Below are 13,711 nucleotides of genomic sequence, written 5' to 3' on the forward strand. Positions count from 1 at the left end.
CCTCTGCCAGTAGGGCAGAAAATCGACTATTTCGGGTTCAGCGTACCTATTTCCCATGATGAAAAACAACCGTATTCTCGACTCTGCCACTTTCGCATTTCTCGATATCGAGACAACGGGCGGCAATAACTCACACGATCGTATTACGGAGATTGGCATCCGTTTCTGGCGCTCAGGCCAGGTGGTTGGCGAGTGGCAGACGTTGATCAACCCCGAAACGCGTATCTCTTCCTTTATTCAGAGCCTTACCGGAATTACCAATGAGATGGTCGCAGACGCTCCGCTGTTCGCGGATATTGCTGCAGAGCTGGAATTGGAACTGAAAGACACCATTTTTGTCGCCCACAACGCACGCTTCGATTATGGCTTTATAAAGGCTGAATTCCGACGGCTGGGTTTGCTGTTTTCTGCAAAAGTGCTTTGTACCGTCAAGCTGTCCCGCAAACTCTATCCCGGCTTCCGGCGCCATAACATGGACGCGCTGATTGAACGCCACGGCCTTGACCAGGTTCAGCGGCATCGGGCCCTGGGGGACGTGTCCGCCATGCTGGCTTTTTTTGAGCATGCGTTGGCGGAAAAGGGTGCAGAATTAATGGATGCAGCCATAGGTGAACTGCTGCAGCGGCCGAGCATTCCCTCCAATCTGCCCGTCGATGTGCTTCAGGACCTTCCGCGTGGGCCGGGGGTCTATCGGTTCTATGGTGAAAATGACGTCCTTCTGTACGTAGGTAAAAGTACTAATATTGCGCAACGGGTGGCCTCCCACTTCTCCGGCGACCACAATTCCAGCCGGGGTGTGCGCATGTCAGAAAGCCTGCGGAGGGTGGACTGGACAGAAACCGCTGGCGAGCTGGGCGCGTTACTGCTTGAATTAAAGCAGATAAAACAGTTGAAGCCGCTGTTCAACCGTCGCTCCAGGGCCGCGAAGAACCTTGTGAGTATCGAGCTTGCGAATAATGACAGCGGCTACCTTCAGGCCCGGCTGGTTCGGGAAATCGAACCTCACCGGTTGGGCGGTTATTTCGGGCTGTTTCGCAGCAAAAAAGATGCTGAAAAAGCCCTGAGCGGCATTGCGGCGAAAAATGATCTCTGCAACAAGCTGCTGGGCCTGGAGCCGGAACATGAGGGGCCCTGCTTTCAGCGCACATTGGGGCGCTGTAAAGGAGCCTGTGATGGTGGCGAGGACGTGGTGAAGTACAACCTGAGGGTGCAGATTGCTTTTCACGCCCTGCGCCTGAAAACCTGGCCCTGGAAGGGCCCAGTGGGAGTTGTGGAACACAACGATAGAACCGGAAGGACGGATATCCTGGTGGTCTATAACTGGATGCACGTGGCCACGCTGGACAGTATGGATGACCTGCATAACCTGTCGTTGCGGGGTCAGGCCGTCAATTTTGACCTGGACTCCTACAAGTTGCTGGTCAAGGCCCTTATGGGGCGAGATGGGCGGTCGCCAAAGGTTGTGCAACTGGATGCGGTGGGTGCACCGGATGTGCTCATGCCCTGAGTGGCGTATGATTAAATTTAATTCTTCACGTTTTGTTTGAGAGACACCGATGAACAGAGAACCCGTCAGCCGTGAACTATTCGATGAGGTAATGGTACCCAACTACGCGCCAGGGTCTGTGATTCCTGTCAGGGGGGAAGGCTCCCACGTGTGGGACCAGGAGGGAAAGGAGTATATCGATCTGGCGGGTGGCATTGCGGTGACCTGTCTGGGGCATTCCCACCCCGGCCTGGTGAGCGCGCTGACAGAGCAGGCCGAGAAAATCTGGCACCTGTCCAACGTGATGACCAATGAGCCGGCGCTGCGCCTGGCCAAAACCTTGTGCGACCTTACCTTCGCCGAGCGGGTGTTCTTCGCAAACTCCGGTGGCGAGGCCAACGAAGCCGCGTTCAAGCTGGCGCGCCGTTATGCCTGGGAACACTTCGGCCCGGAAAAAAACGAAATCATTGCCTTTAAGAACTCATTCCACGGTCGCACGCTGTTTACCGTCAGTGTCGGTGGTCAGCCAAAGTATCTGGAGGGTTTTCAGCCAGCACCCGGCGGTATTCACCACGCAGATTTCAATGATCTGGAATCAGTCAGAAAGCTGATTTCCAAAGACAAAACCTGCGCCGTGGTGGTGGAGCCCATTCAGGGTGAAGGTGGCGTTATGCCCGGCGACGCTGAGTTTCTGAAGGGGCTGCGCCAGCTCTGCGATGAAAACGATGCCCTGTTGGTGTTCGATGAGGTCCAGTCCGGTGTTGGCCGTACCGGCCACTTGTACGCTTACCAGATGTACGGCGTTACCCCGGACATTCTCTCCACGGCCAAGGGTCTTGGTGGTGGTTTCCCGGTGGCGGCCATGCTTACCACTGAAAAAGTTGCTACAAGCCTCGGCGTTGGCACTCACGGCAGCACTTATGGCGGTAACGCTCTGGCCTGTGCCGTTGCCCAGCGGGTGATCGACACCGTCAGCCAGCCAGAGATTCTCAAGGGTGTTGCTGCCCGCTCAGAGCACCTGCGCAAAGGCATGATGGATATTGGCGAGCGCTATGGCATTTTCAGCGAAGTTCGCGGCTCCGGGTTGTTGCTGGGCTGCGTGTTAACCGAGAAGTGGAAAGGCAAGGCCAAGGAATTTCTCAACGCCGGCCTGGCTGAGGGTGTAATGGTGTTGATTGCAGGCCCCGATGTTATACGGCTGGCGCCGTCGCTGATTATTCCCGAGCCGGATATTGACGAAGCGCTGGCGCGCTTTGAAGCTGGCGTGAAAAAGGTTTGCGGGCAATAAAATTTGCGGACTAAAACCAGGAGATCCGCCTATGTGGCTGGTACGTCCGGCTCTGCCGGGTGACCTGAAAGACATACTCGACATCGCCGGGGGCCAGGGCCCACGGATGTCATCCACCCTGCCCAAAAAGGAAGAGGCACTTGCGCTCAAGATTGACCAGTCTGCACGCTCTTTTGCGGGCAAGAACAAGGCTGATGAGGCGAGGCGGTTCCTGTTCGTACTGGAAGACACCAGCACCGGAAAGGTTCATGGTGTCTCCGGCATTGATGCCCGGGCGGGAAATGGGCAGCCTTTCTATAACTACCGCATGGACGCACTTATTCACGCGTCCCACGAGCTGGGCATTTCGCGCCGGGTGGAGGTTCTGTATCCGTCCCATGCGCTGACTGACCACACCTTGCTGTGTTCCTTCACCATCAAGCCGGAGCTGCGCGGCACGGATGCCTTTGAACTGCTGTCGCGGGCAAGGATGCTGTTCATTGCGGCCCACCGTCATCTGTTCACCGACCACACCGTTGTGGAAATACAGGGTGTTCAGACACAGAACGGCGAGGTTCCCTTCTGGGACAGCCTGGGTCGGCATTTCTTCAATATGGATTTTGAAACCGCGGACCAGTATTCCGGTGAGCTGAGTAAAACGTTTATTGCTGAACTGATGCCGCCCAATCCGATCTACGTCACCTTGCTCAGTGAGGCGGCCAGAAAAGCATTGGGGCAGCCACATGACCAGACCCGGGCAACGTTTGAATTGCTTCAGCATGAGGGCTTCCGCAGCGGCTGCTACCTGGATATTTTTGACGCCGGCCCGGTGCTTGAAGCCCGCACCGACGCGCTCAAATCCGTTGTCACCAGCCACCCGAAAACATTGCATGCCGCGAATACCGATGACGGGGAGCTGTGCCTGATCTCCGGTGGCGAGGGTGCAGGTTTTCGCAGCACGTTGACGTCACTGACTGAAAGCCTGGGTGATGAGATCAAGGTGCCGCTGAAAACCTGGAAATGCCTGGGCAGAAGCTCCGGTGACGACGTAAGGATTACACCGTTATGAGCAGGGCGATCGCACGCAGGAGGCCGGTATGTTACTGATCCGACCGCTACAGGAATACGATCTCGACGCCCTCTATGCCATGGCCCAGGGGGCCGGGAAGGGGCTGACCACCCTGCCGGCAGACCGGGAGTTGCTGCAAAAGAAAATCGACCATACCCGCGAAACCTTCAAACAGCGCTGTGCCCCGGAAGCGGGGCTGTACCTGTTTGCCCTTGAAGACACCGAACTGAAGCAGTGCGTCGGCATTAGTGGCATTCAGGCGCGGGTTGGCCTGGATGAGGTGTTCTATAACTACCGGCTCAGCGTTACTGTGAATGCCTCCCGCGAGCTCGGGGTGCACGTGCGCACGCCAACCCTGCACCTGTCCAACGACATGACCGACACCACCGAGATCTGTTCGCTGCTGCTGTCGGGTTCCCACCGGGGTGGCGGCACCGGCCTGCTGCTGTCCCGCTGCCGGTTTATGTACCTGGACGACTTCAGAGGTCATTTCTCCGAGAAGGTGTTTGCGGAAATGCGGGGTGTGTCAGACGGCAACGGCCAGAGCCCTCTGTGGGACGCCCTGGGTAGCAAATTTTTCGATATGGAGTTCAGCCAGGCAGACATGCTCTCTGGCCTGGGCAACAAGGCGTTTATCGCTGAACTGATGCCCAAATACCCCATTTACCTGCCGATGTTGCCGGATGCCGCTCGGGCGGTGATTGGCCGCGTCCACGACAATACGGCGCCGGCATTGAATATGCTGCAGGCAGAAGGGTTCAACTTTAATGGCATGGTGGACATTTTCGATGGCGGTCCGGTCGTTGAGGCGTTTATCCACAATATTCGTACCGTGCGTGAAAGCATCGATCGCCACGTCATGATCCGCAAGAAGCCGCTGGATATGAACGTGCCGGCGGAAGAGCAGGTGATGATATCCAACCGGTCATTCCGGGACTTTCGGGTAACCACCATACCGGCTGGCTGTATTGAGTTCGATACTGTCAGTATACCGGCCGATGTGGCAGAGGCTCTGGAGGTAGAGTCCGGCGACCGTGTACGGCTTGCACCGCTCAAAGATACCGGAAGGAGGTAATGACTATGGCAAACCTGACAGGCCAACTCTATATTGACGGGCTTTGGCTTGAGGGCCATGGCGATTTTTTCGAATCCCTCCAGCCGGTCACCGGCGAAACGGTGTGGGATGGCGTCAGCGCGAGCATTGAGGACGTGGACGCCGCGGTGCGTGAAGCCCGTAATGCCTTTGTTGACTGGCGCAAGCGTACGTTTGCGGAGCGCCAGGCCGTGGTGGAAAAATTCGGCAAACTGCTGGAAGAGCACAAGGAGGAACTGGCTTACCAGATCGGATCGGAAACCGGCAAACCGCTTTGGGAATCCCGCACCGAAGTGGCGGCGATGATTGGCAAGATCGGGATATCGGTCAATGCCTACCATGATCGCACTGGCCATTCCGAATCCGATGTGGCTGGCGGCCACGCCGTGTTGCGGCATCGGCCCCATGGCGTGGTGGCGGTGTTCGGCCCCTACAATTTCCCCGGGCACCTGCCTAATGGCCATATCGTGCCGGCCCTGCTGGCGGGTAATACCGTGGTGTTCAAGCCCAGTGAACTTACCCCCGGTGTTGCCGAGATGACCGTGAAACTCTGGGAGAAGGCCGGCATTCCCAACGGTGTGATCAACCTGGTTCACGGCGCCGCACCAACCGGTAAATCGCTTTCGTCCCACCCAGGCGTGGACGGGCTTTTCTTTACCGGCAGCTCCACCGTGGGGCACTTGCTGCACAAACAGTTTGGGGGGCAACCGGAAAAAATCCTGGCTTTGGAAATGGGCGGTAACAACCCGCTGATCGTGCAGCATGTTCACGATATTGATGGCGCTGTTCACCACGCGCTGCAGTCGGCCTTTCTGTCCGCCGGCCAGCGTTGCACCTGTGCCCGTCGGCTGCTGGTTCCCAAGGGTACCAAGGGGGACCAGTTTCTGGAGCGTTTCGTGGAAGTGGTCAGTCGCATAAAAGTGGGAGAGTTTGATGCCGACCCACAACCGTTTATGGGTTCGGTCATTTCCTCGGAAGCCGCCGATAAGCTGCTGGCAGCCCAGAATGACCTGGTGACGCACGGCGGCAAGTCGCTACTTGAAATGCAGCGGCTGCAGGAAGGCACTGGCCTGCTGTCCCCCGGTATTGTGGATACCACCGGCATGGACCTGGCGGACGAAGAATTCTTCGGCCCATTGCTGACGGTTTATCGCTACAAGAGTTTTGACGAGGCTCTGGAGCTGGCCAACAATACCCGTTACGGGTTGTCTGCCGGTATCCTGACCGATGATCACAAACTCTACGAACGGCTGGCGGATGAGGTCCGCGCCGGCATCGTAAACTGGAACCGGCCATTGACCGGCGCCAGCAGTGCGGCGCCGTTTGGCGGTGTTGGCGCCAGTGGTAACCATCGCCCCAGTGCCTATTACGCTGCCGATTACTGCGCCTGGCCCATGGCCTCGCTGGAAGCGAAAAAGAGTGAAGTGCCGGAAAGCCTTGCCCCCGGACTAAATTTCGACTGACGGACAATCACACATGGCCAAGCATGCGGTAGAAGCCAACTTTGATGGCCTGGTGGGGCCAACCCACAACTATGCCGGGCTGTCCTGGGGCAACGTGGCGTCGAAATCCAACGTTCGCTCCGTATCCAACCCCAGGGAAGCAGCCTTGCAGGGGTTGGCAAAGATGAAACGGCTGGCGGACCGGGGTTACATTCAGGGCGTGCTTCCGCCCCACGAGCGCCCCCATATCCCTACCTTGCAGGCATTGGGTTTCAGTGGTTCAGACGGTGAGATACTCAGGGCGGTCGCCGAACAGAGCCCGTCCGTTCTGGCGTCAGCATCTTCCGCGTCCGCCATGTGGACGGCCAACGCGGCAACCGTCTCGCCGAGTGCAGACACTGCCGACCACCGCGTGCACTTCACCCCGGCCAATCTGAGCGCCAAGTTCCACCGGTCCATTGAACATGTCGTGACGGGCAGGGCGCTGAAATCTATCTTCGCGGACGAATCCTGGTTTGCCCACCATCCCGCGTTGCCGTCGGTCAGCCAGTTCGGCGACGAAGGCGCGGCCAATCACACCCGCCTGTGCGGCGGCTACGGCGAACCGGGTGTGGAGTTATTCGTCTACGGCCAGATCGCCTTCAATGAACAGGCCCCGGCCCCCAGGCTTTACCCTGCCCGCCAGACCCTGGAGGCCTCCCAGGCGATTGCCCGGCTGCACGGCCTCAAAGACAGCCACGTGGTCTTTGCCCAGCAGAATCCGGATGCAATCGATGCCGGGGTGTTTCACAACGATGTCATCGCGGTGGGCAACGGCAACACCCTGTTCTACCACGAACTGGCGTTTCTCGATGAAGACAGTGTGCTGGCCGACATCCGCTCGCGCCTGACCGGAACGAAGCTGGAAGCGGTGCGGGTGAGCAGCGAGCAGGTGCCACTGGAAGACGCCGTGGCGTCGTACCTGTTCAACAGCCAGCTACTGAACACCCCGGATGGCATGATGTTGGCGGTACCGGGGGAGTGTCGCGAGGTTGAGTCGGTCAGCCGTTACCTGGACGAGCTGGTGGACGGCTCGGGCCCGATTACCTCGGTGGAGGTCTTCGACGTCAAACAGTCCATGCGCAACGGCGGCGGGCCGGCGTGTTTGCGTTTGCGAGTGGTACTGACCGACGACGAACTTAAGGCCATGCATCAGGGGGTAATGCTCACCGATGCGCTTTACGAACGCCTGACCACCTGGGTAGAGGCGCATTACCGGGAAGAGTTGACCCAGGAAGATCTGAGTGACCCGATGTTGCTTGATGAAGTTCGCAAGGCGCTTGATGAGCTTACGGGCATACTCGGGCTTGGGTCTGTTTACGACTTCCAGCGTTAAATCCTGGCCCAGGCTCAAGAAGCAATCGAAGAAGTCAGCATCTCCATGGTGTGACGGATCAGGGACTCTGCAGGGAAGTTCTCTTCCTGGCCGCTTTCGGCCATTTCGCTCTGGCACAACATGATGACACCATGGAGCGCTCCGCGCAGGTATAACGCCGTTTCCGCCGGATCATGGATGCGGTCGCGGTTCATGGTGCCGTCTTCCAGGCCCAGGTTGATGGCACCCACCATCAGGTCCATGGTCTGTACCTTGCAGCAGAACATCTCACCGGCCAACTCGTCGTCTGCCTCCGCCATCGCCGTGGAGGCTGTCGTCAGGGCAGAGAAATAATCCGGCTGGTCACGGTAGAACTGATAGTAAGCCACCCCCATGGCGCTGATCTGGGCAAGTCCTGTATCCGCCGTCTGGCGGGCTTCCTCGAAGCGGCGGCACAGGCTGTGGCCGGCGCGTAGCATTATCCCCCGCTGGATCGCCGCTTTGTCCTTGAAGTATACGTACAGCAATGCGCGGCTGAGGGCAGCCGTGCGCGCAATGTCATCCATGGACGTGCGCTCGTAGCCTTTTTCAGAAAACACCAGTTCCGCAGCATCCAGAATGGCCTCGTATCTGGCCTGCTTTTCTTTCTCTCTACGGGTTTTTAACGGCTCACTCATAGGGGATTCCGGATTATTGAGACAGCATTCTCATGATACATGGTTAGGGATGAAAGCCGATTATTGACAAATTGTCAAAGAATGACATTATGTCTGATAATAAATTTTTGTCCATCGGATGGACGAGCAACAAAACATCATCAACATGGAAGAGAGGGCCTCTCAATGAACACCTTCCGGCACCCCGCCATCGTATCGCTTCTAGCTGTCGTTCTCCTGTTTGTCAGTGGCTGTAAATCCAGTGAGCCGGCTCCGGAACAGGGGGCAGTCCCCGTTACTGTGCGTGTCGCCGAGGTTACCGGCGGCCAGACGGAAGGTGTGTCGCTGCGGTTTTCCGGCATCGTGCGGGCGGCCCAGCGAGCGACGCTGACATTCCAGGTCAGCGGCACCCTTCGTGAGCGGGCGGTTGAATTGGGGCAGACTGTGAAAACCGGTGATCAACTGGCCCGGGTGTACAACCCGGCACTGGAGCCGGCACGGGATTCAGCTGCGGCGCGGCTGGAAGAGCTCAGAACCCAACACGACCAGGCCAAACGTGAGTGGGAGCGCTCCCGTCAGTTGCATGAACGTGGCGTGGTATCGGAGCAGGGGCTTGAACAACTGGCGTCCCGGCGTGACAGCCTGAAGGCCAGTATGGCAACGGCGCAGGCGTCTCTCGCAGAAGCCACCCGCTTGCTGCAGGAGAGCGAGCTGAGAGCGCCATTCGATGGCCGGGTTGAGGCGTTGCTGGTAGAGCGGGACGAGTTTGTGGCGGCCGGACAGCCGGTAATGCGGCTGTCATCCCCCGACGGTCGGGAGGTGGAAGTGCGGGTGCCCGCGTATATGCTCAACCATGTATCGCTGGGGCAGTTGCTGCCGGTCTGGTCGGTGCAGGAACGCGACCGCGCGCCGGAAACCGGATCGATTGTGGAAATTGCCCAGTCCGGTGGCGTTCGCGGTGAACTTCACCCGGTGCTGGTGAGCCTGCCAGTAGATACCCTTGAGCCCGGCGAGCCGGTAGAAGTGGGAATCACTCCCCGCGAGACAGTCGCCACAACTGTGCCCCTGTTGTCGGTGATGAAATCCAACGGCGGTGCCAGTGTGTTTCGCGTCTCCGATGGCGTAGTCCGCCGGGTGCCGGTCACTGTTCAGCGAATCATTGGTGAACGCGTTGTGGTGGATGCCAATGATCTTAGTGCCGGTGACAAGGTGGTATATGCCGGTATGACCCGGATTTCCGACGGCGATGCAGTGGAGGTGCGCTAATGTCAGTGCGCCTGCTGAACTTCCAACGCCTGCTGGGGATGGTTGTAACCATGCTCTGCCTTCTGGGTATCGCCGCCTACAGCACGATGCCCCGCCAGGAAGACCCTTCCTTCCCGTACCGTGCCGGCCTGATCACCATCAACTATCCGGGTGCCAGTGCTGAGGCGGTGGAGCGCCTGGTCTTGCAACCGCTCTCAGACGAGCTTCGCCAGGTTGAGGAGGTGGATTTCTCCCAGGCCACTGCCCGCACCGGAGTGGCGGTTTTCAATGTTCGCCTGAACGACACCATCTACGATACCGATTCCGCCTGGGATCGGGTACGCCAGGCCATGGACCGGGCGCGCCTGGATTTCCCTGACGACGTCGGCCAGATGGTACTCGATGACCGTATGATTGATATCCCCGCCATCATCCTGGCGGTCAGTGGTTCCGGTTCGGTAACAGAGCTTAGCGAGGTAGCCGAGCGACTGAAGCAGAATCTGGCGGATATTCCCGGAGTTTCCCGTATTGAGCTGGACGGTGATGCGGACGAGCAGATCACCCTGGCGCTGGACGATGCCGCCATGTACCGGCTGGGTATATCACCGGCACGGGTGCTGGATACTCTTGCACGTCGTAATCAGACCACGCCCGGTGGTTTTATCGTGGCGGACGGTCGCCGCCTGTCGGTTTTGCCCAACAGTGAATTCACCAGTGTCGAAGCCATTCGCGCCACACCCATTGAGCTGCCGGACGGCTCCCAGGTCCCCCTGGCCGCGGCAGCGGAAGTCTGGCGGGGGCCAACTGAACCCCGGCAGCCCGAGGCCTGGTACGACGGCGAACGGGTGGTGCTGGTCTCCATGATCATGGAGGAGGGCAGCACCGACGCCATCCGATTTGGCGAGCGAGTGCGAGAAAGGTTGTCAGTGGTTCGCGATGAATTCGCGCCTTACCAGATCCGCGAGATGTTCTTTCAACCTGACAAAGTGGAAGAGCGGCTTGATAACCTGGCCTGGAGCCTGGTTCTGTCGGCCATTATTATTGTGGCGGTGGTCTTCACCGGCATGGGTATCCGCATGGGTATTCTGGTGGCGTCGATCCTGCCGATGGTGGCGTTGATCAGTATCGGATTATATGACCTTGGCGGTGGGGTGCTGCACCAGATTGCAGTGATCGGCATGGTGATTTCCCTGGGCATCCTGATCGATAACGCCATTGTGATTGTGGAAAGCATCCAGGGATACCTGGATAGCGGCATGCGCCGGCTGGACGCCCTGAAACGGTCCGTGCGTGAACTTGCTGGCCCGCTGGGGGCCTCGACGGGCACTACCATAGCGGCATTTATGCCGTTGCTGCTTTCCAAGGGTGGAACTGCAGACTTTACCCGCGGTGTGCCGGTGATGATCATGCTTACCCTGTCGGTAAGCTACTTGCTGGCGATCTCTGCCGTGCCCCTGCTGGCGGCCCGGTTTCTTAAACCGCGTAAAGTAGATGCAAGGGAAGACAGGCTGATTGGGCTTTCCCGTTTCCTCGGGGGGCTGGTGGCCAGGCGGCCGGGCACACTGATATTAGCGGGTGCCGCACTTGTGGTTTTCAGCCTTTCCCTGACGCCGTTCATGAAGCAACAGTTTTTCCCCAACGCGGACCGCCCCCAGGTGGTGGTAGAGTTGTATATGCCGGAAGGCACCGACCAGGAACGCACTTCCAGTGTTGCGGCAGATCTTGAGCGGGCCATCCGCACTCGCCCGGAGGCGCTCCAGGTGCATCGGTTTACCGGGTTTACCGGCCCCAGCTTCTACTACAACCTTCAGCGCGAACCCCAGGCGCCGAATCGCGGCCGGATTGTAGTATCGACACCCACCCTGGAGGACACCACCGGCCTGGTGCAGTGGATACGGAACCACGCGGCCCAGGAAATGCCCGAGCTGCAGGTAACCGCTGGCATCCTTGGCCAGGGGCCACCACGGGCAGCGCCGGTGGAGGTAAGGGTCTACCATGCCAACGACGAAACCCGCGCCCAGGCAGTGGAACAGTTGTTTGCCGCTCTTCGTGGTGTTGAGGGCACCGTGGATGTGCGCCATAACCTGGATATGGGGGTTCCCAGCATTGCCATCAATGTGGACGACGCCAGTGCCGCCCGTTTCGGCCTGAACCGGTCTGATGTGGCCCAGAGCCTGTATGGCCAGAGCTTTGGCGTGGTCGCGGAGCAATACCGGCAGGAGCAGGATCCGATCCCTCTGGTGCTACGATCCCGCGAGGGCACCAGCCTGTCGCTGCCAAGATTGCTGTCAGTGAACATTTACAACGATCAGGGTGACGCAGTGCCCTTGTCGGCTATTGCCTCGGTGGAAACCTCCTGGCAGTCCGCTGCCCGGTATCAGCGCAACGGCACCCGGATGAACACGGTCTGGTCCAACCTGCATACCGGTTACAGTTTCAGTCAGGCGCTTCAGGGGCTGGATGCAGCTCTTGAAGAGAACCCGTTACCGCCGGGAACCCGGCTGGAAATGGGCGGTGATGCCGAGGGCTCTGGCGATGCCAACAATGCCCTGCTGACCACGGCCCCGATCGGTGTGCTGCTGTTGCTGTTCTTCCTGCTGATACAGTTCAACTCCTTCCGTCGTGTTGGTGTCATTTTGCTGACGGTGCCGCTGGCGACGGTGGGTATCTTTCCGGGGCTGGTGTTCTCTGGATCGCCGTTCGGCTTTCAGTCGTTACTGGGTGTGATTGCGCTGGTAGGCATCGTCGTGAACAACGCCATCGTTCTGCTGGACGTCATGGACCGGGAACTGGAAAAAGGGGAAGCTATTCGTGATGCGGTTCGCAAGGCTGTAGAGCAACGCACACGGCCCATTTTGCTGACAACCGGCACCACGGTTGCGGGCCTGCTGCCTCTGGCATTCTCCAGTTCGACATTGTGGCCGCCCATGGCATGGGCCATCATTTCGGGGTTGCTGGCCTCCACGGTACTGACACTGCTGGTTGTGCCGTCTGTCTGCACCCGTGTGATCAGCTGCAAGGTGGCGGAGCCGGAGAATGCACCGGCCTAGTTGCGGTGCTTTACCATCAGGCCGGCTCGCTGGCCCACCGGCACGTGGCGGTTCGGGAAGATAATGCCTTCGGGTGAATCGCCCACCATGTGGCAGGTGGTGTTGTCTTCCCAGATCACCGTGCCCGGGTCGTACATGGTGAAATTGGCCACATCATCGGGTACATGAAAGCGGAAGCTGTCGCCGGTATTGATGATTTCATGTACCACCTCGAACACCGTTATCTGCCCCGATGCCAGATCTAGGTGCGGTGGCTTTTCCCCTTTCATCCGCCGCCGTAAGGCGTTGCTGATGCCTGTAAACCGGATGAGATCGTTTTGCCCGAAAGGCCGTACTTTACCCAGTTCTACAGTAAAGCTTTCCGCACCGAGTGTGGTTGAGGAAAACGACGCAAACGTGGTTCCCTCGCGGTGTTGTAGCAGCAGGGTGTCTACCTCTGCCTCCAACAGGAACTCAACTTGCGCCCGGGGGACATCCCGCCCGTCAACAAATGGGTAAAGCGCAAACTTTTCCCGCAGGGAAGGGCGGATGGCGGTGTGTAAGTCGTAGTGACAGAGGTTGGTGGGATGCCTTGCGGCAAAAGCGTCGCAAGCCCGCTCCAGCGCTCGCGCCCGTTCCGCCTCGGGACAGTCGCGGTATTCGGGTTTGCGGTGAGCACCACCGAACAGCCGGTTGAGATTCACATCGATAAACCGCTTGCCGACGTCCATCGCGGGTGGGTTGCCCAGAATCAGTAACACCGGGCAGGCCAGTTGCCATTGGCCATCAAACAATTCATTCAGCAGATTGTTCAGAACCTCAATGGGTGCTGTTTCATTACCATGAACACCGGCGGAAACAATCAGCGACTCATTATTGGGGTTGGAGCGGCCTGCCGGCGGCTCCAGATACAGCAGCCCACTGTCCTGCAGCTGCAGCCCGGTACCATCGTTCAGCACGACAACGGTTTCGGATGCCGCATGTTTGGCGGTAGACAGGGTGTGGGCAAGCCAGTCGCGACCAGGACCGAAAAGCAACTCACGTACACTCATGTGATTCTCCCGGCCTCC

10 protein-coding genes are annotated in these 13,711 nt (G+C 58.7%); 8 read left to right on the forward strand and 2 right to left on the reverse strand.

The window, feature by feature from the left end; translation table 11 throughout:
* Positions 1-55 precede the first annotated feature (55 nt).
* From M8010_RS05405 to astB, 6 genes are read left to right on the forward strand one after another with little or no spacing between them, the layout of a single operon-like run.
* The gene (locus M8010_RS05405; protein WP_250089516.1) at positions 56-1,507 is read left to right on the forward strand and encodes an exonuclease domain-containing protein; all 1,452 of its coding nucleotides are present in this window, start codon (positions 56-58) and stop codon (positions 1,505-1,507) included.
* A gap of 49 nt (positions 1,508-1,556) precedes the next feature.
* Positions 1,557-2,774 carry an aspartate aminotransferase family protein gene (locus M8010_RS05410; RefSeq protein WP_250089519.1) on the forward strand — a complete coding sequence of 406 codons (1,218 nt, stop codon included), beginning with the start codon at positions 1,557-1,559 and terminating at the stop codon, positions 2,772-2,774.
* A gap of 31 nt (positions 2,775-2,805) precedes the next feature.
* Positions 2,806-3,822, forward strand: coding sequence for an arginine N-succinyltransferase (locus M8010_RS05415; protein ID WP_250089520.1), 1,017 nt, complete (start codon positions 2,806-2,808; stop codon positions 3,820-3,822).
* A gap of 28 nt (positions 3,823-3,850) precedes the next feature.
* Positions 3,851-4,897, forward strand: coding sequence for an arginine N-succinyltransferase (astA, locus tag M8010_RS05420; RefSeq protein ID WP_250089521.1), 1,047 nt, complete (start codon positions 3,851-3,853; stop codon positions 4,895-4,897).
* 5 nt (positions 4,898-4,902) lie between these two features.
* Positions 4,903-6,378 (forward strand): succinylglutamate-semialdehyde dehydrogenase, encoded by a 1,476-nt coding sequence (astD, locus tag M8010_RS05425; protein ID WP_250089522.1) that lies wholly within the window; start codon positions 4,903-4,905, stop codon positions 6,376-6,378.
* Between the two features lie 13 nt (positions 6,379-6,391).
* Complete coding sequence (gene astB, locus M8010_RS05430; protein ID WP_250089523.1) at positions 6,392-7,732, forward strand: N-succinylarginine dihydrolase; 1,341 nt, start codon at positions 6,392-6,394, stop codon at positions 7,730-7,732.
* Positions 7,733-7,746: 14 nt separating this feature from the next.
* Here astB and M8010_RS05435 read toward each other — a convergent pair whose 3' ends face one another.
* Positions 7,747-8,388 (reverse strand): TetR/AcrR family transcriptional regulator, encoded by a 642-nt coding sequence (locus tag M8010_RS05435; RefSeq protein ID WP_250089524.1) that lies wholly within the window; start codon positions 8,386-8,388, stop codon positions 7,747-7,749.
* A gap of 165 nt (positions 8,389-8,553) precedes the next feature.
* Here M8010_RS05435 and M8010_RS05440 point away from each other — a divergent pair, with 165 nt between their 5' ends.
* Positions 8,554-9,633 carry an efflux RND transporter periplasmic adaptor subunit gene (locus M8010_RS05440; protein WP_250089525.1) on the forward strand — a complete coding sequence of 360 codons (1,080 nt, stop codon included), beginning with the start codon at positions 8,554-8,556 and terminating at the stop codon, positions 9,631-9,633.
* A complete protein-coding gene (locus M8010_RS05445; RefSeq protein ID WP_250089526.1) occupies positions 9,633-12,662 on the forward strand; it encodes an efflux RND transporter permease subunit in 3,030 nt (1,009 codons plus the stop codon). Before M8010_RS05440 ends, M8010_RS05445 begins: the two co-directional genes overlap by 1 nt.
* Here M8010_RS05445 and astE read toward each other — a convergent pair.
* Complete coding sequence (gene astE / locus M8010_RS05450; RefSeq protein WP_250089527.1) at positions 12,659-13,693, reverse strand: succinylglutamate desuccinylase; 1,035 nt, start codon at positions 13,691-13,693, stop codon at positions 12,659-12,661. The two genes, M8010_RS05445 and astE, sit on opposite strands and share 4 nt — an antisense overlap.
* Positions 13,694-13,711 lie beyond the last annotated feature (18 nt).

The organism is Marinobacter sp. ATCH36 (assembly GCF_023555055.1).
Classification (GTDB): Bacteria; Pseudomonadota; Gammaproteobacteria; order Pseudomonadales; family Oleiphilaceae; genus Marinobacter.